Here is a 23046-nt window from a genome sequence, read left to right as displayed (position 1 = left end):
CCACGGAGCATTTCAAGACATCGCGTAACACCTCTTCATTATGCCGTTATCCCGAGCCAGGTTGGCGCGAACCGACAGAACAGGGAGGCAGTGCCATGACGATGAGGCCGGATCCCACCTTTCACGCATCGCCCAAGCTTGCGATGGAAGCACCTGCGGAGAACTTCGCCTACACGTTGCTGCTCAGTCCGGATTTCTCGAAGCCGGATGCTCTCGCGGTCATCGACGTCAAGCCGGGATCGCCGACCTATAGCCAGATCGTTCACACCGTGACGATGCCCAACAAGGGCGACGAGTTTCATCATTTCGGCTGGAATGCCTGCTCCTCCGCCCTGTCGCCGCTCGCCGGACACGCCTTCATCGAGCGGCGCTATCTCATCATCCCCGGGCTGCGCTCGTCGCGGATCTACATCATCGATACCAAGCCGGATCCGACCAAGGCCAAGATCCACAAGATCATCGAACCGGAGGAGGTCTTCAAGAAGACCGGTTACTCGCGGCCGCATACCATCCATTGTGGGCCGGACGGCATCTATGTGAGCACGCTGGGCGGCGCCGGCAAGGACGGCACCAATGGACCTCCGGGCGTCTTCATCATGGATTGCGAGACGTTCGAGGTCCTTGGACGATGGGAGATCGACCGTGGCCCGCAGACACTGCATTATGATTTCTGGTGGAATCTGCCGCGCGACTACATGGTGACCAGCGAATGGGCGTTGCCGCCGCAGTTCGAGAACGGGATCGTCCCGGAAGATCTGCTGTCGAACAAATATGGCCATCGTCTCCACTTCTGGGACCTTCGCGCCCGTCGCAACGTCCAGACCATCGACCTCGGCGCCAATCATCAGATGGCGCTGGAGGTACGGCCGGCGCACGATCCGGTTCGCGAGTACGGCTTCGTCGGCGTCGTGGTCGACACCACCAACCTCGAAGCATCGATCTGGACCTGGTGGCGCGAGGGTGGAAAATTCCATGCCGAGAAGACGGCGACGATCCCTCCCGAACCCGCGCCCAAGGAGAAGCTGCCGCCGCTGCTGCAGGGATTTGGCGCCGTGCCGCCGCTGGTGACGGACATCGACCTGTCGATGGACGACCGGTTTCTCTATGTCTCGTGCTGGGGCACGGGTGAAATGCGCCAGTACGACGTCAGTGATCCCAGAAAGCCTAAGCTTGCGGGCTCCGTCCATATCGGCGGCATCGCGCGCCGCACGCCCCATCCGAACGGCAAGGCCTTTGCGGCGGGTCCGCAGATGGTCGAGATCAGCCGCGACGGCAGGCGCGTGTACTGGACCAATTCGCTCTATTCCACCTGGGACGACCAGTTCTATCCCGACGGGGTTCCGGGCGTGGAAGTCATGGCCAATGTCGGTCGCAGCGGCGGCCTCGAGCTCGACAAGAACTATTTCGTGAGCTTCCCCGACGGATATCGTGCGCACCAGATCAGGCTCGAGGGCGGCGATTGCTCGACGGACTCCTTTTGCTACCCGTCGGTCTAGACGGGGGGCACCCGAGCGCGGCGCTTGGCTGGCTCTGGCTCGCGCTTGTTGCGAGCGGTCTCTATCACGGGGTCAATCCGGGAATGGGATGGCCGCTCGCCGTTTCCGCCGGGCTCCTGGACAAGAGCCCGCGCGCGCTCTTCCGTGCGTTGTGGGCCCTGGCGGCCGGGCATCTCCTGGCCACACTTCTCGTGCTGCTGCCATTTGCCTCCCTGCTCGTGCTGGCCGCCTGGCAGCGTCCGATCCAGATCAGCGCGAGCCTTCTCGTCATCGGCTTTGGCGTCTATCGGCTGATCGACCGGCGTCATCCGCGCGCGCTGGCACGAATTCCGCCGACGCAATTGGCGCTCTGGTCGTTTGCCGTCGCCATTGCTCACGGCGCCGCCCTGATGCTCGTGCCGATCTATCTAGGACTCTGCCAGGCCTTCGAGCTCGATGCCGGCCATCAGGCGGCGGGCGCGCTGATGAAGGCAAGTCTCGGGATGGCGGTGCTGGTATCCCTGGTTCACGTTGCCGCCATGGTCGGCGCCGGCGGATGTCTGGCGTGGCTGGTTTACCGCCATCTGGGATTGAAGTTCGTCTCGCGAAGCTGGTTCAATCTCGATGCAGTCTGGGCGGCCAGCCTCGTTCTGGTCGGTGCGGTGGCGCTCGCCTTCAATCTTGCGAGCTGGCGCTGAGGTCTACCGCGCCAAAGCCCACTCGCCGATGCTGCGAAAGCGCGCCCTGGCATCATCCTGCCTGAACAGCGCGATGCGGTCGACCGTCAGCGCATCGAGCTGAAGCCCCGCAAACCGCTCTCGCAGCATCTGCAGAATCGGCCCGCGCCGCTCCACTTCCAATCGCCCTGTCAGCGTCATGTGGAAGCGGAATTCTTCCATCACGTAAGGATAGCCCCAGCGATCGAGATAGTCGCGCTGTCGCTCGCTCAGCTTCTCCGGCTTGCGCCGCGCGCGGTCTTCCGCCGTGAGCGGCGCACGGAAGGCGTCGAAATCGCGGACGCTATCGGCGGCGAGCTGTTGCAGCGCTTCGACCGGCTCGGCTGGAATGACGGCGATGAAGCCGCTGATGGCATCGACGACGGGGCGGATCACCGGAACGGGCCGCGCCTTGCCGGCGAAGGCCGCGCAGGCGGCCATCAGCTCGGCTTCGGTCTTGCCAGACGCCAGCGCCATCGGTGCCTTCAGCGTGGCGTGAAAGCCGTATTTGCGGGGATCGGCGCTGACCTCGCGCCAGTCCGACGCAATTTGCAGCGCCTCTCGCGGAAACGGCAACTCGTCGCCGGTATAGGCGTCGTAGCCGAGCAGCGCGGCGCCGAAGCGGGAGAGGGCGCTGTCGGCGCCTGCGGCAAAATAGATCGCGTAGCGGGGAAAACCTGTCATCGCCTCAGCATAACCAATTTAGGCCGCAGCGACAGCCTCGCGCGGCGCAGCCATTGCTGCGAGCAGCCGCGTCGCATCGGTGAGATGCACGAGCTTTCCGCCCGAGATCACCGCGATGATTCGCGGCCGCAACGGCACGCTGTCGTCGACCAGCAGAATGTCGGCGCGGCGTCCTTGCGCGAGTTGGCCGCGATCGGAGAGGCCGGTCGCGCGTGCCGGGCCGGCCGAGACCAGATCCCAGGCCTTGGTCAGCGGCAGCACGCCGTCGGCGGCGAGGCGGAATGCGGCGAGCAGCTGTGCGGGATAGTAGTAATCCGACGCCAGCACCGAGCAGAGCCCTTTTGCGATCATGTCGGACGCCCTGGTCCAGCCGGTGTGGCTGCCGCCGCGCACGACGTTCGGCGCGCCGTAGACGATGGCGTCGCCATGGCTTGCCGCGGCGCGCGCCGTTTCCTCGTTGATCGGAAACTCCGCGATGTCAGCGCCGAGCTCGCGAAACTCCTGGCGCATCGCCGGCGTCGCATCGTCATGCGAGAGCATGCGCACTTCGGCTCCGCGGGCTGCGGCGGCGAGCCTCGAAACCGAAGCCGGCACCTCGGCGGCCCGTGCGACCACGCGCTCGACCAGCCGGTCGAACGTCTCGCTCGATAGTCCCGTGCGTTCCACCATGCGGTTGCGCTTGCGCGGATTGGAGATGTCGGCCACGACGCCGTCCATGTGGTCGTTGAAGGCGAACAGGTCGACGCGGCCTTCGCCGAGCCATTGTGCGATCTCTGCCTCCGCGTCGAGATTGTAGGTCTCGTGGCGCAGATGGAAGCGGGTGTCGGCGGCGAATTGCGGGCGCTGCCGCTCGATCGCCTCCATCAGGCCGCGTGCGTTGTCGGCGCTGCGCAGGCCCGGCTCCCACGAGCAGGTCGTGGCGTGAAACACGGTGGTGATGCCGTTGGCGATCGCCTGACGGTCGCTGTCGGCGAGCGCGACGTCGATCGGGAAGTCGACGCCGGCGCGCGGCATCATCTGCCGCTCGAAGGCATCGCCGTGCAGATCGACGATGCCGGGCAGGACCAGCAGGTTGCGCGCATCGATCGCGAGCCGCGCACGGCCGCGGGAGGCGTCGACCTCGGCAATATCGATACCAGAGACAACAAGCGAAGTTTCGACGATCTCGGTGCCGATCAGGGCCCGGCCGCCTTCAAGGAAAATGTCTGTCACGCGATTGCGCTTTTCTTGCTGCTGCGAGGGGAGCCTGCCCGTGCTTCATACGTGGCGAGGAAATCTTCAATCCCGAGCTTGCGGAAATGGGGCAGGGCTTCACGCAATTTGTCGTGATCCCAGTCCCACCAGGCGAGCCTTGCAAGCCGTCCCGCGATCTCCTCCGAGAACCGCCGCCGCACGATCCGCGCCGGATTGCCGGCGACGATGGTGTAGGCCGGCACGTCCTTGGTGACGATGGCGCCGGCCGCGATCACCGCGCCAGTGCCGATGTTGCGGCTCGGCAGCACGACCGCACCATGGCCGATCCAGACATCGTGGCCGATATGAACATGATGCCGGCGCCGCCAGTCGAAGAACTCGGTGTCGTCGCTCTCGCCGTCGAAATAGGCGCTGGAGCGATAGGTGAAATGCGCCTGCGTCGCGCGGTGCATCGGGTGATTGCCGGGGTTGATGCGCGTCATCGCCGCGATCGAGCAGAACTTTCCGATCGTGGTGTAGGTGATCTGCGAATCGTTCACGACATAGGAGTAATCGCCCATCGTGACCTCGTGCAGGATGGTGCGCGCGCCGACCTCGGTGTAGGCACCGAGCCTCGTCTCATGGAGCTTCGAGGAAGCGTCGATGGTCGGTTGGACCGAAAGCACCTTGCCGGCCATGTTGCGTCCGAACGTTCGAGGGCGGGCAATCCTCTTCGAGCGGCTCGATGACAATGTCATGACGCGGCGATGACAGGGGATGAGGTGTGTAGGATCGCCGCACCGCAATGCGCATGTCACACAAGTGTTAAGCGCCGGCGTTAGCGGTGGGTCCCAGCTACTCTGGAGCCCTGCATGCTGGTGGTTGAAGGTCTGACGTGCCGCTTTGGCGCAAAAGCCGCGGTGGACGACGCTTCGTTTCAAATCTCCCCCGGCGGATTCGTCGGTGTGATCGGACGATCCGGTGCCGGCAAGTCGACGCTGCTCCGGACCATCAACCGCCTGGTGACGCCGACTGAGGGACGCATCCTGTTCGACGGCACCGACGTCACCGCGCTGCGCGGCAAGGAATTGCGGCAGTGGCGCGCCCGCTCGGCGATGATCTTCCAGCAGTTCAATCTGGTCGGCCGGCTCGACGTTCTCACTAACGTCCTGATGGGGCGCCTTGCCACCATGCCGGCCTGGCGCTCGCTGTCGCAGATATGGCCAGAGCAGGACAAGGCGCTGGCAATGTCCGCGCTCGAGCAGTTCGACATTGCCGCGCTCGCTGCCCAGCGCGCCGACCAGCTCTCCGGCGGCCAGCAGCAGCGCGTCGCGATCGCCCGCGCGCTGGTGCAGCAGCCCGACATCATCCTCGCCGACGAGCCGATCGCCTCGCTCGACCCGCGCAACACCAAGATCGTGATGGATGCGCTTTTGCGCATCAACAAGCACTTCGGCATCACCGTGCTCTGCAACCTGCACTCGCTCGATCTCGCCCGCAGCTATTGCGACCGCCTGATCGGCATGGCCGCCGGCCGGGTGGTGTTCGACGGCGCACCGTCCGCACTGACCGATCATGTCGCGCGTGAGCTCTACGACCTCGAAGCCGCCGACGTCATGGGTGGCGTGCCTGTCCCGGCGCCCGAGGGCGTGCCGGCGCTCGGAACCGCCGCGGCCGCCTGAGCCACGCCGCATCTTTTGTTGCCAGTATTGCGTCAACCGACCCCAACCGATGAAGAGGGTATCATGATCACTCGCAGATTAATCCTTGCCGGCGCTGCCGCGCTCGCCTTCACCGCTTCGGCTTCCGCCGAGGACTGGAAAGCAAAGTATCCCGAACTGACCTTCGCGGTCGTTCCGGCCGAGAACGCCTCTGGTGTCACTGAGCGCTGGGCGCCGTTCGTGAGCTATCTTTCCAAGGAGCTCGGCGTGAAGGTCACGCTGCGCATCGCCAACGACTATGCCGCCGTCATCGAGGGCCAGCGCGCCGGCAACATCCAGATCGCCAGCTATGGCTCCGCCTCGTTCGCCCGCGCCCGCCTGACCGGTGTCAAGACCGACGCCTTCGCCAACGACATCAACGCCGACGGCTCGACCGGCTACTACTCGGTGTTCTTCGTCAAGGCGAGCAGCGCCTACAAGAAGATCGACGACCTCAAGGGCAAGAACCTCGGCCTCGTCGACCCGAACTCGACCTCCGGCAACAACGTGCCGCGCTTCGAGCTCGACAAGATGGGCATCCCGGATGCCGACACCTATTTCAGCAAGGTCGTCTTCACCGGCAGCCATGAGAACGCGATGCTCGCGTTGGCGCAGGGCACGGTTGACGTTGCCGCCAACCAGTGGACCAGCGACGACGATTCCACGCTGGCGCAGATGCTGACCAAGGGCATGCTGAAGAACGCCGACGGCTCGGCGATGAAGAAGGACGATTTCCGGATCATCCACAAGTCGGCGCCGATCATCAACGGCCCCTATGCCTACAATTCGGACCTGCCGGAAGACGCGAAGGCCGCCATCGCCAAGGCGTTCTTCGACGCGCCGGCCAAGGACAAGGCCGCGTTCGACCGTCTCTCCGACGGCCAGAAGAAGGGCTTCCATCCCGCCACCACCAAGGACTGGGATGGCACGATCGAGCTGATCAAGTTCGTCGATGCATTGCGTAAGAAGAAGGCGTCCTGAGTTTTAGGGACGATGCACTGGAGCCGGGTCCCTGGACCCGGCTCTTTCTTTGACCGGACCCTCCTCGACCGATGACGACAGCGGTTTCGATCCTCCCCGAGCAGCAGCTCGCCGTGCTCAATGCTGCCTATCGCGAGGCGGTGGCGCGCAGGCGCCTCCGTCTCCTGTTGGGTATGGCGGTCTTTGCCGCAGCGCTGGCGCTCGCGGCCGTCGGCGCGGAAGTGAACCTGCGCACGCTGTTCACCTATTTCGGCAACTTCATCAGCTATTTCGACCGCATCCTCACGCTCGACAGCGGCCAGCGGGTCTGGACCGATGTCGGCGAGTGGCTGTGGGGCTGGAAGAAATGGCTGAAGATGCTGGGCGAGACCCTGCTCATCAGCTATGTCGGCACGTTGATCGGCGCGACCTTCGCCTTCGCCCTCAACTTCTTCGCGGCCGAGAATACGTCGCCCGCGCCCTGGCTGCGCTTCGTCGTGCGGCGCCTGCTCGAGTTCGCCCGCACCGTCCCCGGCATCGTGTTCGCGCTCGTCTTCGTGATTGCGTTCGGGCTCGGTCCGATGGCCGGCGTGCTCGCAATCGCGATCCACTCCACCGGCGCGCTTGGCAAGCTGTTCTCGGAGATCGTCGAGAATGCCGACATGAAGCCGGTCGAAGGCATCCGTTCGACCGGCGCGAGCTGGCTGTCCTGCATGCGTTTTGCCATCGTGCCGCAGGTCACCGCCGGTTATGCCAGCTACGCCCTGTTGCGCTTCGAGATCAATGTCCGCGAAGCGTCCGTCATGGGCTTTGTCGGCGCCGGCGGCATCGGCCAGGAGCTCGTCGTCGCCATCCGCAAGTTCTACTACTCCGACGTCAGCGCCATCCTGCTCACCATCGTCGTCACGGTCTTCATCATCGACATCACGACGGGCTGGCTGCGTGGCCGCCTGTTCGGCAAGGAGGCGCGGACGTGACGCCACGGGAGGTCGATCCGCGCGAGATGCGCGCGCGCTACCCCGACGTGTTCTACCGGCCCGCCTCGGCGCGGCTCGCGACGCCGGCGATGATCGTCGCGGCGCTCGCGATCCTGATCTATGGTCTCGTCGATCTCGATTTCTCGCCGTCGCGGTTCTTCGCCGGCCTCAGCCAGCTCGGCTGGATCAGCCTGATGATGATCCCGCCGGATCCCGGCTCCTCGCTGCCGGTCTATCTGAAGGCGCTCGGCGAAACGCTCTCGATCGCGCTGCTCGGCACCACGCTGGCGGCGGTGTTCGCGCTGCCGGTGAGCCTGCTGGCCGCGCGCAACGTCATACCCTCGCAGATCGTGCGCTTTCCCGTGCGACGATTCCTCGATTCGATCCGCGGCGTCGACACGCTGATCTGGGCGCTGGTGTGGATCAACGTGGTCGGGCTCGGCCCGTTCGCCGGCGTGCTCGCCATCGCCGTGTCGGATTTCGGCGCGTTCGGAAAGCTGTTCTCGGAGGCGATCGAGGGCGCCGACCAGAAGCAGGTCGAGGGCATCCGCGCCTCCGGCGGCAGCGCGCTGCACGAGATCCGCTTCGGCCTGTTGCCGCAGGTCCTGCCCGTTATCGCCGGCCAAGTGCTCTATTTCATCGAGTCCAACACCCGCTCGGCCACCATCATCGGCATCGTCGGCGCCGGCGGCATCGGCCTCCAGCTCGCCGAGCAGATCCGCGTGCTGGAATGGCAGAGGGTCTCGTTCCTGATCCTGATGATCCTGGTCGCGGTGGCCGCGATCGATTTCATCTCGGGCAAGCTGCGCTTTGCGATTATTGGGCGAAGAGCTGTGGCCTGATCACAGGTGCCGTAGGGTGGGCAAAGCGAGAGCGTGCCCACCACTCTTAACGATCGAAAAAAATCGTGGGCACGGCGCGAAGTGCGCCTTTGCCCACCCTACGGCTCCGGTTTCGTGGAGAGAGAGTCCCCTATGACTCCACCAAAAACTCCACCCGCTCCGCGGCAAACCGCGAATGCTTCGTCACCAGCGGCTTGCCCTGGAGATCATGGTCGGTGGCATCCACCACCAGGATCGGCCGCCCCAGCGGGAGATCGAGACGTGCGGCATCAGTTGCGTCGACGATGCCGGCGGTGATCCGGGTCGCGCCGCGGCGATAGTCGCGGACGCCAAAATGCTCGAGCAGCTTCGTCATCGAGCGAGTCGCGGCGAACACCTCGCCCGCGCCCGGAAACAGTTCCGCCGATAGCCAGGTGGTGGAAACGCAGATGGGCGTGCGGTCGGCGAGGCGGATCGCCTCGATCCGCACCAAGGGCGCGCCGGTCTTCAGTCCCAGCTCCCGCGCGAGCTCGCGCGTCGCGACGTCGTCGGTCGCCTCGATCAACCGGCCATGCGGCTCGCGACCCTCAGCGCCGACGATCTCGGAGAAGCGCGTGCGCGAGCGCAAGGGATAAGCGAGCTTCTGCGTCTCGACATAGGTTCCGCTGCCGCGTTCGGCGCGCACGATGCCGCGCTCGGCAAGGGCTGCGAGCGCGCGCCGCACGGTGTGGCGGTTCACGCGATAGGTTTCGGCGATCTCCATCTCGCCCGGCAGCTTGTCGCCGGCGGCAAAGCGGCCGTCGGCGATGCCGCGCTCGATGCCGTCGGCGACGAGGCGCCACAAAGCGACGCCCGAAGAGGCTGTGTCCTGCATGCTCATGTCGTCGGTCAGCCTAGCCCGAAAATCACATCATTGTCACGAAACAGTCATGGCGCGTCCGTATGAAGTTGTCTATTATCATAGACAACTTGGATTCGACAAGTTCTGTCAAAAGCTCGGTGGATTAGGTGACCCAGCACGATACCCAGCAAGCCCAGCGCAAGGCCGCGATGGCCGTGCTGGCGCACGCGGAGGCGGGCGAGATCGCCGCTCGCCTCCGCGATCTCGCCCTGCCGGCTCATCAGGATCTGCGTGCGCCGGAGAGCGGCCTCGTGATGCTGCGCGGCCGGGTCGGCGGCGACGGTGCGCCCTTCAATCTCGGCGAAGCCACGGTGTCGCGCGCGGCGGTGAGGCTTGCGAGCGGCGAGGTCGGCTTCGGCTACACGCTCGGGCGCGACGGTGAGAAGGCGCGGCTGATCGCGCTGTGCGATGCGCTGGTGCAGTCCCGTGATTTCGGCGGGCTCGTCGAGCGCAGCGTTATCGCGCCGTTGCGCGAGCAGCTTATGGTCAGGCGGACGCGGGCGGCGGAAGAGACCGCCGCGACGAAGGTTGATTTCTACACCATGGTGCGCGGTGAGGGGTGAGATCATGACCACGATTGCGGAATTGCCGCCGGGTTTTGCCGACAAGGTGCTGTCGGCGCAATCGACCTTTCGCTCGGTGATGGACGCGATGGCGCGGCCGGGCTCGGTCCAGCGCATCGTGCCGATGGCGGGATCGCCCGGAATGATGATGCGCGGCACCGCGGCGATCGCACTGACGCTGTTCGATCACGACACGCCGCTCTGGCTCGATGCGCGGATGGCGGAAAGCTCGGACGTGACCAAGTGGTTGAAGTTCCACACCGGCGCGCCGGTTGTGCAGGACTCCTCGATCGCGTCATTCGCGCTCATCAGCGACGGTAGTGCACTGCCTTCGCTCGAGCGCTTCGCGCTCGGTACCAGCGAGTATCCGGACCGTTCGACCACGGTGATCATTCAGGTCGAAAGCCTGGACGCGGGGCCTGGCTTCGAGCTGCGCGGCCCCGGCATCGACGGCGTCGCGACGCTGCAGGCGTCGATCAAGCCTTTCGACCTGTCCGAGCGCCTGCGTATGAACGAGGCACTGTTTCCGCGCGGCATCGATGTGGTGCTGGTCGCCGATGACGCCGTGGTTGCGATCCCCCGCACCACGCGCGTCGTGAGCAAGGGAAGCTAGAAGCATGTATGTCGCAGTCAAAGGCGGCGAGCGCGCCATCGAGAACGCCCATCGCCTGCTCGCACATAAGCGGCGCGGCGATCAGGGCGTTACGGAAATCTCCCTCGACCAGATCTCGGAGCAGCTCGGGCTTGCCGTCGATCGCGTCATGAGCGAAGGCTCGCTCTATGATCGCGAGCTCGCGGCGCTCGCGATCAAGCAGGCGCGCGGCGATCTGATCGAGGCGATCTTCCTGGTCCGCGCCTTCCGTGCGACCCTGCCGCGCTTCGGCACCAGCGAGCCGGTCAACACCGGCGCTATGCGGGTGCAGCGACGGGTATCAGCGACCTTCAAGGACATTCCCGGCGGCCAGATCCTAGGGCCGACCTTCGATTATACCCACCGCCTGCTCGATCCCTCGCTCGCTGAAGGTTTTGTGCCGGAAGTGCCGGCCGTGGCTGAAGCCTCGACCGCGCCGACGCCGCGCGTCACCGACATTCTGGGCCGCGACGGGCTGATCGAATCCTCGCCGGAAGCCGAAGAGGGCGCCAGCGTCGGCGATCTCACCCGCGAGCCGCTGAATTTCCCGGCCGACCGCGACCTCCGCCTGCAAAACCTCGCGCGCGGCGACGAAGGCTTTCTCCTCGCGATGGGCTATTCGACCCAGCGCGGCTATGGCCGCAACCATCCCTTTGTCGGCGAGATCCGCTTCGGCGAAGTCGAGGTCGAATTCGCGGCGGAAGATGTCGGCTTCGCCGTGCCGCTCGGCGCGATCGAGCTCACCGAGTGCCAGATGGTGAACCAGTTCAAGGGTTCTGCGACGGAAGCGCCGTGCTTCACCCGCGGCTACGGCCTCGCTTTCGGCCAGAGCGAGCGCAAGACCATGTCGATGGCGCTGGTCGATCGCGCGCTGCGAGCCCGCGAGCTCGGCGAGGAGGCACTCGCCCCGGCGCAAGACGAGGAATTCGTGATGTCGCATTCGGATAACGTCCAGGCGACCGGCTTCGTCGAGCATTTGAAGCTGCCGCATTACGTCGACTTCCAGTCCGAGCTCGGCCTGCTGCGCAAGCTGCGTCAGGAGTTTGCCGAGGCCAATGCGCCCGATGCCATGAAGGAGGCCGCGGAATGAACGCGCCCGCCTACAACTTCGCCTATCTCGACGAGCAGACCAAGCGGATGATCCGCCGAGCGATCCTGAAAGCCATCGCGATCCCCGGCTATCAGGTGCCGTTCGCCAGCCGCGAGATGCCGATGCCCTATGGCTGGGGCACCGGCGGCGTGCAGGTCACCGCTGCGATCCTGGGGCCCCAGGACGTGCTGAAGGTGATCGACCAGGGTTCTGACGACACCACCAACGCAATCTCGATCCGCAAATTCTTCGCCAAAACCGCCGGCGTCGCCACGACGACCGCGACGGACGAGGCAACGGTGATCCAGACCCGTCACCGCATCCCGGAGACGGCGCTGCACGCGAATCAGGTGCTGGTCTATCAGGTGCCGATCCCGGAGCCGCTGCGCTTCCTGGAGCCGCGCGAGACCGAGACGCGGCGCATGCATGCGCTCGCCGAATACGGCCTGATGCATGTGAAGCTCTACGAGGACATCGCCCGCTTCGGCCACATCGCCACAGCCTACGCCTATCCTGTGAAGGTCAACGCGCGCTATGTGATGGATCCGTCGCCGACGCCGAAATTCGACAATCCCAAGATGGACAATTGCCCGGCGCTGCAATTGTTCGGCGCCGGCCGCGAAAAGCGCATCTACGCCATCCCGCCTTATACCCAGGTGGTGTCGCTCGATTTCGAGGATCACCCGTTCGAGCCCTACCGCTTTAACGCGCCCTGCGCGCTGTGCGGCGCGGAAAACTCCTACCTCGACGAGATCGTCACCGACGACAAGGGCGGGCGCATGTTCGTCTGCTCGGACACCGACTATTGCGAGGGCCGCCAGGCCGCCGGCCATCACGGCAGCCTCAGTGCTGCGCCGTACAAGGAGAAGGCGCATGGTTGATCAAGCTGCGCTCGAAAACGACGAGCCGCTGCTGGTGGCGGCGTCTCTCAGCAAGTCTTTCGGCCGCATCGCCGCCTGCCGCGACGTGTCGTTCTCGCTCTATCCCGGCGAGGTGCTGGCGATTGTCGGCGAATCCGGCTCGGGCAAGTCGACGCTGCTGCAGATCCTGTCGGGCCAGCTCGCGCCGAGCGCGGGACATGTGTCCTACCGGATGCGCGACGGCGTCACCCGCGATCTTGCGACGCTGGGCGAAGCGGAGCGGCGCTTCCTGTTCCGCACCGATTGGGGCTTTGTGCATCAGGATCCCGCGCAGGGCCTGCGCATGGCGGTCTCCGCCGGCGCCAATGTCGGCGAGCGGCTGATGGCGGTCGGGTGGAATCACTACGGCCGCATCCGCGACACCGCGTCCGACTGGCTCACCCGCGTCGAGATCGACACAGCGCGCATCGACGATGCGCCGCGCACCTATTCCGGCGGCATGCGCCAGCGTCTTCAGATCGCCCGCAACCTCGTCACCGAGCCGCGGCTGGTATTCATGGACGAGCCGACCGGCGGACTCGACGTATCGGTTCAGGCGCGCCTGCTCGACCTCCTGCGCAGCCTCGTCGCCGAGCTGAACCTCGCCGTCGTCATCGTCACCCACGATCTCGCGGTCGCACGCCTCCTGTCGCACCGCGTGATGGTGATGAAAGGCGGCCGCGTCATCGAAACCGGTCTCACCGACCAGGTGCTCGACGATCCCCGCGAGCCCTATACCCAGCTCCTCGTCTCCTCGATTCTGCCGCCATGAGCTTTCCGATGACCGCCATGATCGACGTCGCCGATGCGCAAAAGACCTTTACGATGCACCTGCAAGGCGGCATCGAATTGCCCGTCGTCAGCGGGGTGACCTTCCACGTCAACCCCGGCGAATGCGTCGTGCTCTCCGGCCCATCAGGTGCCGGCAAATCGTCGATCCTGAAGATGATCTTCGGCAATTACCGCTGCGACAGCGGCCGGATCGGCATCCGCCATCGCGGCGCGGTGGTCGATCTCGCCACCGCGGAGCCGCGTCAGGTGCTTAACATCCGCCGTTCCACCATTGGCTATGTCAGCCAGTTCCTGCGCGCGGTGCCGCGGGTGGCCACCATCGACGTCGTCGCCGAGCCGCTGATCGTGAACGGCGTGAGCCGGGCCGACGCCCAGGCGCGCGCCGGTGAGCTGCTGCACCGTCTCAACATCCCCGAGCGGCTCTGGCAGCTTCCGCCCGCGACCTTCTCCGGCGGCGAGCAGCAGCGCGTCAACATCGCGCGCGGCTTCATCTCGGACCTGCCGATCCTGCTGCTGGACGAGCCGACCGCATCGCTCGATGCCGCCAACCGCACTGTGGTGGTCGAGCTGGTCGCCGAGAAAAAGCGCCAGGGCGTCGCCATGGTGGCCATTGTCCATGACGACGAAATCCGTCATCTGATTGCCGACCGCATCGTCGACGTCACCAGCTTTGCCGCCGCCTGAAGGACATGGAAATGAAACCGAAGGACACAGTGATCGCCAACGCCAGGATCGTGCTGGCTGACCGGGTGATCGAGCAGGGTTGGCTCGCTCTTGCCGACGGACGCATCGCAGAGATCGGCGATGGGACTGCGCCTGCGGGCGCCGAGGATGCCGGCGGCGATCTGATCATGCCCGGCCTGATCGAGCTCCACACCGATCACCTCGAGGCGCACTACGTGCCGCGGCCAAAAGTGTTCTGGAATCCGGTCGCCGCCGTCATTTCCTACGATGGCCAGCTCGCCACATCAGGCATCACCACCGTGTTCGATTCGCTCCGGGTCTGGCGCGAGGACGGCGCGGAGGAGGTCGATGGCCGTGCCGGCGTGCTCGCCGCCGCGATCACCACCGCGCGCGAGGCCAGTCTGCTGCGCGCCGACCACTTCCTGCATCTGCGCTGCGAGATCCCGATGCCGAGCGTGGTCGAGGAAGCCAAGGAGCTGATCGACCGTCCCGACGTCAAGCTGATGTCGCTGATGGACCACACGCCCGGCCAGCGCCAGTTCCGCGACGAAGTCAAGCTGCGCGACTATTATCGCGGCAAGGGCGGCGGCAAGACTGATGCCGAGCTCGACGAGCTGTTCGCAAAGCGCTTCGAATATCAGAGACTCTATGCAGCGGCCAACATGCGCGAGATCGTGGCGCTGGCGCATGAGTACAAGATCCCGCTGGCGAGCCACGACGACACCACCGAGGAGAACGTCGCGGATGCCGTACGCGATCGCGTCTCGGTCGCTGAGTTTCCGACCACGCTGGAGGCCGCGCGCGGCCTGCACCAGGCCGGCATCGACATCCTGATGGGCGCGCCGAACGTCGTGCGTGGCGGCTCGCACTCCGGCAACATCGCCGCGGTCGATCTCGCCCGCGAAGGCCTGCTCGACATCCTGTCGTCGGACTACATCCCGTCGAGCCTGCTGATGGCCGCGCTGCAATTGCCCGAGCATGTTCCGGCGATCAGCCTTCCGGCCGCGGTTCGTACCGTCACGAAGGCGCCGGCCGAGGCGGTCGGCCTCATCGACCGCGGCGAGGTCGCGATCGGCAAGCGCGCCGACCTGATCCGCGTGCACGTTGCCGGCCACGTTCCCGTGGTCCGCAGCGTCTGGCGCGAGGGACAGCGCGTCGCATGAGCGAGACCGTGACCACGGCCGAAGGCGAGGCGGGTGCGATCGGCCCCGGGCGGCTCGTGCTCGTGGTCGGTCCGAGTGGCGCCGGCAAGGATACCTTGCTGCGACTGGCGCAAGCGGCCTGCAGCGATGATCCCGACATCGTCTTCCCGCGCCGTATCGTGACGCGCGCGTCCTCCGCCGACGAGGACAATATCGCGGTGAGCCCCGACGACTTCCGCCGAGCACGCGAGCACGGCGATTTCGCCGTGCATTGGGAGGCGCATGGGCATTCCTATGCGCTGCCGCTCGAAATCAACGACGACATCCGCGCCGGCCGCGCGGTCGTCGCCAACGTCTCGCGCACCGTGATCAGCGCGCTGCGCCAGAGCTATGCAAACGTCGTGGTGGTCGCGATCACGGCGCCGCCGGACGTTCTGGCGCAGCGCCTCGCCGCGCGCGCCCGGCACAGCGACGGCAATATCGCGGAGCGGCTGTCGCGCAGTGTCGATAACGCGTCGGCGCAGGCCGATGTCACCATCCTCAATGCCGGCAGCGCGGACTATCACAGCCGCCAGCTCGTGCGCGTGATCAGGAATGAAGGCTGGCACGAATAGCCGGCGCAACCAGGAGAGAGTGGAATGACGGTGATCGAAACGGTCGAACAGCTCGAAGCCATCTACGGTACCGTTGGTGACGCCTCGACCGTGAAAGTCGCCGACCACGTCACCCCGCTCTACCGCATCTTCATCGAGAAGGCGCCGTTCGCCGCGCTCGCCACCATCGGCCCGGAGGGCATCGACTGTTCGCCGCGCGGCGATCTGCCCGGCTTCGTCCGTATCCACGATCCCAGGACGCTGATGCTGCCGGACCGCCGCGGCAACAACCGGGTCGATTCCCTGCGCAACATCGTGCGCGACCCCAGGGTCTCGCTGATGTTCCTGATCCCCGGCTCCGGCAACGCCGTCCGCGCCAATGGCCGCGCGCATCTCTCGGTCGATCCGGAACTGCTGGCCTCGTTCAAGGTCGAGGGCAAGGCGCCGCGCAGCGTGATGGTGATGAACGTCGAGGAAATCTATTTCCAGTGCGCCCGCGCCATCGTCCGCTCCGATCTCTGGAATCCCGACAAGCGCGTCGATCCCAAGACGCTGCCGACGCCCGGTCAGATCCTCGCCGAGATGAGCCAGAACAAGGTCGGCGGCGCGGAGTACGACCGCATCTGGCCGGAGCGGGCTGCCGCGACGATGTGGTGATCTTTCTTACCCTCTCTCCTTGTGGGAGGGCTCGCCGCAAAGCGGCGAGACGGGTGAGGGGTCTGCGCGAGTCCGGAATCGTAGGGTGGGCAAAGGCGCACTTGCGCCGTGCCCACGAATTCTCGCCAATCACACGCAAATGGTGGGCACGCTTCGCTTTGCCCACCCTACGGCTCCGCGGCTCGCGCGCGTTGAACTCATCGCGAGATGAATCCGTCTGTCAGTGCTTGGGGCGGGAGAAGCGTCCGAGCGCAGCGGTCGCAAATATGGATAGCCATTTCATTGACCAATCGTGCCAACCGCTCGATATTCGCAGCATCGAAACTGCTCCTTGAGCCCAAGCCGCACCATGAGAACCGACCACCAGCGCAGTCAGAACGACATGCAGGCATGCATGACGCGGCGCTGTTTCTCGGCGGCAACGGGCGCCTGTTGTTGTTGCTGACCGTCTCCTAGCAGCATCTCACACCGAAAATCCAAAGACAGGAACGCCGAATTCCGGCGAACGAGCAGTCATGTCCCAGACCCAGTCCAACGCCTACATCATCGAGATCCACGATCGCGCCGCCGGCATCATCACGAGGGATGAGCGCGGCTTCCGCTTCTTCTCTTCCGAGCGCCTGTTCGACAGCCTCGAAGGCCGCCAGTTCCGTTCGGCCCGCGAGGCCGAGCGCGCCGCCCGTGCCGTGTTCTCCGAGCGTAGCCGTCGCGCGAGCTCGCAACTCTTCGCCAACTGACCCCAGTGAAAGGACCGCGATATGATTAGCCGACGACACATCCTTGCAACGACGCTCCTGCTCGCGACGGCCCTGGCTGCACCCGCGCACGCCGAGGACAAGCCGGCGGAAATCCGCATCGGCACGCAGAAGGGCGGTTTCTTCCCGGCGGTGCGTCAGCGCCAGACGCTCGAGAATGCCTTCAAGCCACTGGGCATCGAGATCAAGTGGGTCGATTTCCAGTTCGGTCCGCCGCTACTGGAGGCCATCAATGTCGGCAGCGTCGATTTCGGCTATGTCGGCGACTCCCCACCGATCTTCGCGCAGGCCGGCGGCGCCAAGATCCGCTACGTCGCCGCGGTGAAATCCGACGGCAACACCCAGGCGATCATCGTGCCGAAGGACTCAGCCATCAAGACGCTGGCTGATCTCAAGGGCAAGCGCGTCGCCTTCGGCAAGGGATCGAGCGCGCATAATCTCCTGGTCGCGGCGCTCGAAAAGGCCGCCCTGTCCTGGTCCGACATCACGCCGGCGCCGCTTGCGCCTGCGGATGCGACGGCCGCCTTCGTCAAGGGCTCGGTCGATGCCTGGTCGATCTGGGATCCGTATCTCGCGCTCGCCGAGTTGAGGGAGAGCGCCCGCGTCATCGCCTTCGACAAGGACGTGCACAAGCCGAATGCGTTCTACATCGCCAACACGGATTTCGTCGGGAAATATCCGGCGCTGGTTGCGAAGCTCAACACGACCTTCGCGTCCGAAGGCGTCTGGGCCAACCAGCACCACGAGGACGTCGCCAAAGCGCAGGCAGACGCGACCGGCGTCGATATCGAGGCCGTCAGGCGTTTCGTGGATCGCTCGAATTTCCGCGTCGTGCCGCTGGATTCAGAAATTATCGCAAGCCAGCAGGCGGTCGCCGATCGTTTCGCAAAGCTCGGTCTGATCCCGAAGCCGGTCAACGTCTCCGACATTGTCTGGAAGTGGACGCCGGGCTCGTGAGCCGGCGCGACTGATCAACTCCGGCGGCGCGCCCGGGTGCGTGCCGCCTTCTTTGCGGCGGCGGAGCGGACCTTCGATCCCTTGGTTTGGCTCGCTTTCCGCGCGGCGGCCGAGCGGGACGCTGCGGTTCGGCGGCGTGCGGCCCGCTTGGCCTGCTTCGACAGCGCGCCGCGCGATGCGGTCGAACGCGGCTCCTTCTTCAACACGCCTTCGACGGCGCGCGACACTTTCGGCCGACGCTTTGGCGTGCGTTTGCCCTGGCCGACCTCGTAAGCGTATTTGGCGCTGCGGCGCGTCGCCTTCTTGGTGCGTCCCTTGCGCGGTGGCGGAAGATCGACGCCGGCGCGACGAGCCTCGGAGAGACCGATGGCGATCGCCTGCTTGGTCGAGCGCGCGCCGTGCTTTCCCTTCCGGATCCTGTCGATCTCGTCCTTGACGAATTCGCCGGCCTGCGTGCTGGCCGACTTGCCGGCGCGCTTGTCCTGCTTCGCTTTACGAATGACTTCCTGTCTTGGCATGGGTCGAGTTCCCCTTCTTGAGACAGAGGGATGTCTGACCGCAACGCGCAAGGCGGGAGATCGATCCGCTTAGTTCCTCAGCGCCGCCAGCAACTCGTCGGGGCGCTCGGCCATGATCATGTGGCCGGCGCCGGGGACCACGACGGTCTTCGCATGCGGGATCGCGGCCGCAAGCGCCTTGCCGGCCTTCGCCGGTGTCATCATGTCCCGCTCGCCGAGAATGAGCGTCGTCGGTGCTTTCACGCTCGCCGCGGCGGCAAGCGCGTTCGCGTAGGCATTGCAGGCCGACAGATCCCTGAACAGCACGCCCGGCTCGCAGGCCTTCAGCACCGCCTGCGCGCCGCCATGCATCCACAGACCCGGCGCGAGGCTGCCGCCGAGCTCGGCATTGAAGCCGAGGCCCCAGATCGCGACCATGTCGTTGGCATCCTGCGAGTTGGCCTCGGCAGCCTTCAGCAGATCCGGGCCAACCGTCATGGTCGCGGCAGTGCCGATCAGGCTGAGCGCCGACACCTTGTCGGGGTGCCGCGCGGCGGTCTCCAGCGAGATCAACGATCCCATGGAGTGGCCGATCAGATGCGCCTTCGCAGCTCCAGCCGCATCGAGCAGCGCCGCGGTCCAGTCCGCCATCTCTGCAATGCTGCCAAGCGAGGAGCCTGCCGAGCGGCCGTGGCCGGGCAGGTCGGGCGCGAGCACGGAAAAGCCGTGATGGGCGAACCAGCGCGTATGCAGCGCCCAGGTCGAATGATCGAAGCCGGCGCCGTGGATGAAGACCACCGCGGGCAGCGACTTGTCGAAGTCGCGGCCGCCGGTTGCGACAAACACATCGGTGCCGTTGACGGAAAGTTTCATGGTGTCAGGCCTTTTGCGAGATGCGCAGCGCTTGGTTGAGGTCGTCGATGATGTCGGAGGCCGTCTCGATGCCGACCGAGAGCCGCACCAGCTCCTCGCCGATGCCGGCCGCCTTGAGCTGTTCGGCGTCCATCTGCTGATGCGTGGTCGAGGCAGGGTGGATCACCAGCGTCTTGGCATCGCCGACATTGGCGAGATGACTGATCATGCGCAGCGACTCGATGAACTTGCGCCCGGCGGGCCTGCCGCCCTTGATGCCAAAGGAGATGATCGAGCCCGCACCACGCGGCAGCAGCGTCTTGGCGAGCTGATAGTCCGTGTGGTCCTCGAGCGCGGGATGCAGCACCCAGTCGACGGCCTTGTTGGCCTTCAGCGCCTCCAGCACGGCGTACGTGTTCTGCATGTGGCGGTCCATGCGCACGCCCAGCGTCTCGACGCCTTGCAGAAGCTGGAACGCATTGGTCGGCGACAGGCAGGCGCCGAAATCGCGCAGGCCCTCGGTGCGTGCGCGCATGATGAAGGCGGCGGTGCCGAACTGCTCGTCGAAGACGATGCCGTGATAGCCGCCATAGGGCTCGGTCAGCACGCCGAATTTGCCGGAGGCGCGCCAGTCGAACCGCCCGCCGTCGACGATGGCGCCGCCAATCGCGATGCCATGGCCGCCAATCCATTTGGTCGCCGAATGCATGACGATGTCCGCGCCGAGCTCGATCGGGCGGCTGAGATAGGGCGTGGCAAAAGTGTTGTCGATCAGCAGCGGAATCTTTGCCTTATGCGCGATCGCCGCGACCTTGGGAATGTCGAGCACCTCGAGGCCGGGATTGCCGATGGTCTCGCCGATCACCAGTTTCGTGTTCGGCTTGATCGCGGCGCGGAACGCGTCGAGGTCGCGCGGCTTGACGAACGTCGTGGTGATGCCGAAGCGCGGCAGCGTGTGTGCCAAGAGGTTGATGGTGCCGCCATAGAGCGAGCTCGACGCAACGATGTGGTCGCCGGCACTGAGCAGCGTCGCGATGGCCAGATGCATCGCCGCCTGGCCGCTCGCGGTGCAGATCGCGCCGACGCCGCCTTCCAGCGCCGCGAGCCGCTCCTCCAGCACGCCGGTGGTCGGATTGGAGATGCGCGTATAGATGTGGCCGGCGCGCTCCAGGTTGAACAGCGCGGCGGCGTGCTCGGAATCCTGGAACACGTAGGACGTGGTCTGGTAGATCGGCACCGCCCGGGCGCCGGTCGTGGGATCCGGATGCTGGCCCGCATGCAGGCTCAGGGTCTCGAAGGCAGGCGGTTTTGGCGCGGGCATGCGTGGCCTCGTTGGTCGGTCGGTAAGGGTGGCCGTTGTGCCATAAAAACGCGTGCGAAGTCAGCCATTGACAGTGCGATGACAGTGCGCGGCTTGCTTGCGGCAGAGCTATCGCATGTGAGCTTGGCGGGGCCTGAGCGAGCGCCTCGTCCTTCGAGACGACCGCTCCGCGGTCTCCTCAGGATGAGGCTGAGCGGCAGCTTTGCCTGTGAAAATTGCTGCCACGCACTCAGTCCTCATCCTGAGGAGCCCGCAAAGCGGCGTCTCGAAGGATGGCCGTATGCGGGCTTCGCGCTGCACGCGGGAGAGGTGAAGCTAACCCCCGATCGCCTGCTCGATGATCCGCGCCTCCCGCAGCAAAATCTCCGCGACCTCCTGCTCCCGCCTTGGCCCGAGCCTCGTGCGAACGGCGGAGACGGTCATCGCCGCGGCCGGCTGCCCGTCCGGCGTCTTGATCCAGGTCGAGATCGATTTGGTGCCCTGCACGAGGCCGATCTCTCTCATGCCGTATCCCAGCCGTCGCGCGGCGGTGACCTCGCCGAGCACCGTTGCGACATCGGTCCGGTAGGCCTCGAACCGCTTCTCGTTGGCCGCGACGATTTTTCGCGCCTCCTGCGCCGGCATCGCGGCGAGGATGGCGACGCCCGCGCTGGAGACGCCGAGCGGCCGGCGCGCGCCGACCTCGATCGACAGCACCTGGATCGGATAGATTCCGATCCGGCGGTCGACGCACAGCGTGTCGTTGCCGGTGCGCACCGTCAGGAACAGCGTGTCGCCGATCGCGGCGGATGCACGTTGCAGCGAGGGATTGGCGGCGATCAGCAGCCGCGACGGCCGGGGACGCGCCAGCGCGAGCTCCGGCACCTGGTTGCCGATCGCGTAGCGGCCGGTGCGCTCGTGCCGCTCGACGATGCCTTCCTCGATCAGCACGTGAATGATGCGGTGCACGGTCGGACGGGTGAGACCGGTGGTCCGCACCACCTCGGCCAATGGCACACCGTCCTCGCGGCCTGCGGCAAGAATGCGCAGCACCGCGAGCGCGCGCCGGATCGCCTGCGCGCCCTGCCGCGGTTCCATGGCGTTGCGGGCTATTCTGGTTCTGTCCATAATATGGACAAGAACGCCACAATTCACTCGACAGGTAAAGTGCGCATCTGGAGATTGCGCCGCGATCGGGATGCCGTGCGCGACGTCATCGGCACCCGATACTGGAATTGGAAGCGCTGCTGGGAGGTTAACATGAGATTAATCTGGATTGCCATCGCTGCTGCGGCCGCGATGCTGGCAGGACCCGCCTCAGGCCAGCAATGGCCCGCCCGCAGCGTCAAGCTCATCGTGCCCTATCCGGCCGGCGGCAATGTCGACAGCGCCGCGCGCATCATCGCCGACAAGCTCCAGGAAAAGCTCGGCCAGCCCTTCATCATCGAGAACAAGGCCGGCGCCGGCGGCATGATCGCGGGCGAAGCCTTCGCGAAGTCGGCGCCCGACGGCTACACGCTGTTCGTCGGTGCCAACGGCCCGGTGCTGTTTGCGACCGAGATCAACAAGCGCGACGCCTACAACTGGAAGAAGGACTTCCTGCCGATCTCGACCATCTCGATGACGCCGCTGGTGCTCGAGGTGCATCCGTCGGTGCAGGCCAACAACTTCAAGGAATTCATCGACCTCGCCAAGCGCGAGCCCGGCAAGCTGACCATGGCCTCGCCCGGCCCCGGCACGACCAACCATCTGCTCAGCGAGCTGATGCAGTCGAACCTCGAGCTGCAATGGGTTACCGCGCACTACCGCGGCAATGCGCCGGCGATCAACGATCTGCTCGGCGGCCAGGTGCAGTTCGCGTTCGACCAGCTCACCGTCAGCCTGCAGCACATCAAGGCCGGCCTGTTCCGCGCGCTGGCCGTCACCTCACCGCATCGCCTGAAGTCGCTGCCTGACGTGCCGACTTTCGTCGAACTCGGCTACAAGGACTTTGATGGCCAGACCTTTACCGGCCTGTTCACCCCCGCTGGCACGCCGGCGCCGATCGTGGACAAGCTGCACGAAACGCTGGTCGCGATCCTGAAAGACCCCGGCGTGGTCGACAAGTTCGAGAAGCTCGGCGGCGAAGCCACGGCGATGACGCCGGACGAGTTCAGGGCCTATCTGGAGCGCGAGGACGCCAAGTGGATTCCGGTCGTGCGCAAGGCCAACATCAGGGCTGAATGAT

The 23046-nt window shown here is 65.6% G+C and carries 27 protein-coding genes; 19 read left to right on the top strand and 8 right to left on the bottom strand.

Translation table 11 applies throughout. The features are described from left to right. Positions 1 to 95: 95 nt before the first annotated feature. Entirely contained in the window at positions 96 to 1496 is a 1401-nt protein-coding gene (locus XH79_RS23225) for a selenium-binding protein SBP56-related protein (protein WP_271583067.1), read from the top strand. A gap of 83 nt (positions 1497 to 1579) precedes the next feature. Then, positions 1580 to 2173, top strand: coding sequence for a hypothetical protein (locus XH79_RS23220; RefSeq protein WP_271583066.1), 594 nt, complete (start codon positions 1580 to 1582; stop codon positions 2171 to 2173). A gap of 3 nt (positions 2174 to 2176) precedes the next feature. On the opposite strand, the gene XH79_RS23215 is transcribed toward XH79_RS23220, so the two are convergent. From XH79_RS23215 to XH79_RS23205, 3 genes are read right to left on the bottom strand one after another with little or no spacing between them, the layout of a single operon-like run. Beyond that, complete coding sequence (locus XH79_RS23215) at positions 2177 to 2875, bottom strand: DUF1045 domain-containing protein (protein ID WP_271583065.1); 699 nt, start codon at positions 2873 to 2875, stop codon at positions 2177 to 2179. Positions 2876 to 2893: 18 nt separating this feature from the next. Beyond that, complete coding sequence (locus XH79_RS23210; protein ID WP_271583064.1) at positions 2894 to 4087, bottom strand: alpha-D-ribose 1-methylphosphonate 5-triphosphate diphosphatase; 1194 nt, start codon at positions 4085 to 4087, stop codon at positions 2894 to 2896. Further along, positions 4084 to 4746, bottom strand: a complete 663-nt coding sequence (locus XH79_RS23205) for a chloramphenicol acetyltransferase (RefSeq protein ID WP_271583063.1) — start codon at positions 4744 to 4746, stop codon at positions 4084 to 4086. Before XH79_RS23205 ends, XH79_RS23210 begins: the two co-directional genes overlap by 4 nt. Positions 4747 to 4920: 174 nt before the next feature. On the opposite strand from XH79_RS23205, the gene phnC reads away from it, so the two are divergent. The 4 genes from phnC to phnE (XH79_RS23185) all read left to right on the top strand — a co-directional run bounded on the left by phnC (position 4921) and on the right by phnE (XH79_RS23185) (position 8527). Continuing rightward, on the top strand, positions 4921 to 5730 hold the full coding sequence (gene phnC, locus XH79_RS23200; protein WP_271583062.1) for a phosphonate ABC transporter ATP-binding protein: 810 nt from the start codon (positions 4921 to 4923) through the stop codon (positions 5728 to 5730). Positions 5731 to 5793: 63 nt separating this feature from the next. Further along, positions 5794 to 6729, top strand: coding sequence for a phosphonate ABC transporter substrate-binding protein (gene phnD / locus XH79_RS23195; protein WP_271583061.1), 936 nt, complete (start codon positions 5794 to 5796; stop codon positions 6727 to 6729). Between the two features lie 71 nt (positions 6730 to 6800). Beyond that, on the top strand, positions 6801 to 7685 hold the full coding sequence (gene phnE, locus XH79_RS23190) for a phosphonate ABC transporter, permease protein PhnE (protein ID WP_271583060.1): 885 nt from the start codon (positions 6801 to 6803) through the stop codon (positions 7683 to 7685). 26 nt (positions 7686 to 7711) lie between these two features. Continuing rightward, positions 7712 to 8527: a phosphonate ABC transporter, permease protein PhnE gene (phnE, locus tag XH79_RS23185; protein ID WP_442869968.1), complete on the top strand. Its 816-nt coding sequence runs from the start codon at positions 7712 to 7714 to the stop codon at positions 8525 to 8527. A 130-nt stretch (positions 8528 to 8657) separates the two neighbouring features. Here phnE (XH79_RS23185) and phnF read toward each other — a convergent pair whose 3' ends face one another. Continuing rightward, positions 8658 to 9386, bottom strand: a complete 729-nt coding sequence (phnF, locus tag XH79_RS23180; RefSeq protein WP_271583058.1) for a phosphonate metabolism transcriptional regulator PhnF — start codon at positions 9384 to 9386, stop codon at positions 8658 to 8660. A 170-nt stretch (positions 9387 to 9556) separates the two neighbouring features. Here phnF and phnG point away from each other — a divergent pair, with 170 nt between their 5' ends. From phnG to XH79_RS23120, 12 genes are all read left to right on the top strand, one after another. Then, positions 9557 to 9970: a phosphonate C-P lyase system protein PhnG gene (gene phnG, locus XH79_RS23175; protein WP_271583159.1), complete on the top strand. Its 414-nt coding sequence runs from the start codon at positions 9557 to 9559 to the stop codon at positions 9968 to 9970. A gap of 4 nt (positions 9971 to 9974) precedes the next feature. Next, complete coding sequence (phnH, locus tag XH79_RS23170) at positions 9975 to 10583, top strand: phosphonate C-P lyase system protein PhnH (protein ID WP_271583057.1); 609 nt, start codon at positions 9975 to 9977, stop codon at positions 10581 to 10583. Positions 10584 to 10587: 4 nt separating this feature from the next. Further along, positions 10588 to 11691: a carbon-phosphorus lyase complex subunit PhnI gene (locus XH79_RS23165; RefSeq protein WP_271583056.1), complete on the top strand. Its 1104-nt coding sequence runs from the start codon at positions 10588 to 10590 to the stop codon at positions 11689 to 11691. Continuing rightward, positions 11688 to 12572, top strand: a complete 885-nt coding sequence (locus tag XH79_RS23160; protein ID WP_271583055.1) for an alpha-D-ribose 1-methylphosphonate 5-phosphate C-P-lyase PhnJ — start codon at positions 11688 to 11690, stop codon at positions 12570 to 12572. The genes XH79_RS23165 and XH79_RS23160 overlap by 4 nt, the downstream gene beginning before the upstream one ends. After that, the gene (gene phnK, locus XH79_RS23155; RefSeq protein ID WP_271583054.1) at positions 12565 to 13362 is read left to right on the top strand and encodes a phosphonate C-P lyase system protein PhnK; all 798 of its coding nucleotides are present in this window, start codon (positions 12565 to 12567) and stop codon (positions 13360 to 13362) included. Before XH79_RS23160 ends, phnK begins: the two co-directional genes overlap by 8 nt. Before the next feature lie 8 nt (positions 13363 to 13370). Further along, positions 13371 to 14066 (top strand): phosphonate C-P lyase system protein PhnL, encoded by a 696-nt coding sequence (gene phnL / locus XH79_RS23150; RefSeq protein ID WP_271583158.1) that lies wholly within the window; start codon positions 13371 to 13373, stop codon positions 14064 to 14066. A 5-nt stretch (positions 14067 to 14071) separates the two neighbouring features. After that, the gene (locus XH79_RS23145; protein ID WP_271583053.1) at positions 14072 to 15229 is read left to right on the top strand and encodes an alpha-D-ribose 1-methylphosphonate 5-triphosphate diphosphatase; all 1158 of its coding nucleotides are present in this window, start codon (positions 14072 to 14074) and stop codon (positions 15227 to 15229) included. Beyond that, the gene (phnN, locus tag XH79_RS23140; RefSeq protein WP_271583052.1) at positions 15226 to 15822 is read left to right on the top strand and encodes a phosphonate metabolism protein/1,5-bisphosphokinase (PRPP-forming) PhnN; all 597 of its coding nucleotides are present in this window, start codon (positions 15226 to 15228) and stop codon (positions 15820 to 15822) included. Before XH79_RS23145 ends, phnN begins: the two co-directional genes overlap by 4 nt. Before the next feature lie 24 nt (positions 15823 to 15846). Further along, on the top strand, positions 15847 to 16458 hold the full coding sequence (locus XH79_RS23135) for a pyridoxamine 5'-phosphate oxidase family protein (protein WP_271583051.1): 612 nt from the start codon (positions 15847 to 15849) through the stop codon (positions 16456 to 16458). Between the two features lie 282 nt (positions 16459 to 16740). Continuing rightward, the gene (locus XH79_RS23130; RefSeq protein WP_271583050.1) at positions 16741 to 16914 is read left to right on the top strand and encodes a hypothetical protein; all 174 of its coding nucleotides are present in this window, start codon (positions 16741 to 16743) and stop codon (positions 16912 to 16914) included. 59 nt (positions 16915 to 16973) lie between these two features. Then, positions 16974 to 17195 (top strand): hypothetical protein, encoded by a 222-nt coding sequence (locus tag XH79_RS23125; RefSeq protein ID WP_063693420.1) that lies wholly within the window; start codon positions 16974 to 16976, stop codon positions 17193 to 17195. A 21-nt stretch (positions 17196 to 17216) separates the two neighbouring features. Further along, complete coding sequence (locus XH79_RS23120; protein ID WP_271583049.1) at positions 17217 to 18170, top strand: aliphatic sulfonate ABC transporter substrate-binding protein; 954 nt, start codon at positions 17217 to 17219, stop codon at positions 18168 to 18170. A gap of 14 nt (positions 18171 to 18184) precedes the next feature. On the opposite strand, the gene XH79_RS23115 is transcribed toward XH79_RS23120, so the two are convergent. From XH79_RS23115 to XH79_RS23100, 4 genes are all read right to left on the bottom strand, one after another. Continuing rightward, a complete protein-coding gene (locus tag XH79_RS23115; RefSeq protein WP_271583048.1) occupies positions 18185 to 18688 on the bottom strand; it encodes a DUF6496 domain-containing protein in 504 nt (167 codons plus the stop codon). 69 nt (positions 18689 to 18757) lie between these two features. Beyond that, positions 18758 to 19540: an alpha/beta fold hydrolase gene (locus XH79_RS23110; protein ID WP_271583047.1), complete on the bottom strand. Its 783-nt coding sequence runs from the start codon at positions 19538 to 19540 to the stop codon at positions 18758 to 18760. A 4-nt stretch (positions 19541 to 19544) separates the two neighbouring features. Further along, a complete protein-coding gene (locus tag XH79_RS23105) occupies positions 19545 to 20840 on the bottom strand; it encodes an O-acetylhomoserine aminocarboxypropyltransferase (protein ID WP_271583046.1) in 1296 nt (431 codons plus the stop codon). Between the two features lie 315 nt (positions 20841 to 21155). Beyond that, positions 21156 to 21947 carry an IclR family transcriptional regulator gene (locus XH79_RS23100; RefSeq protein ID WP_271583045.1) on the bottom strand — a complete coding sequence of 264 codons (792 nt, stop codon included), beginning with the start codon at positions 21945 to 21947 and terminating at the stop codon, positions 21156 to 21158. A gap of 132 nt (positions 21948 to 22079) precedes the next feature. On the opposite strand from XH79_RS23100, the gene XH79_RS23095 reads away from it, so the two are divergent. After that, positions 22080 to 23045: a Bug family tripartite tricarboxylate transporter substrate binding protein gene (locus XH79_RS23095; protein WP_271583044.1), complete on the top strand. Its 966-nt coding sequence runs from the start codon at positions 22080 to 22082 to the stop codon at positions 23043 to 23045. Position 23046: the final 1 nt, after the last annotated feature.

Origin of the sequence: Bradyrhizobium sp. CCBAU 45389, assembly GCF_028128625.1 — a bacterium.
GTDB lineage: Bacteria > Pseudomonadota > Alphaproteobacteria > Rhizobiales > Xanthobacteraceae > Bradyrhizobium > Bradyrhizobium liaoningense_B.
This window is presented reverse-complemented; position numbering and strand designations above follow the sequence as displayed.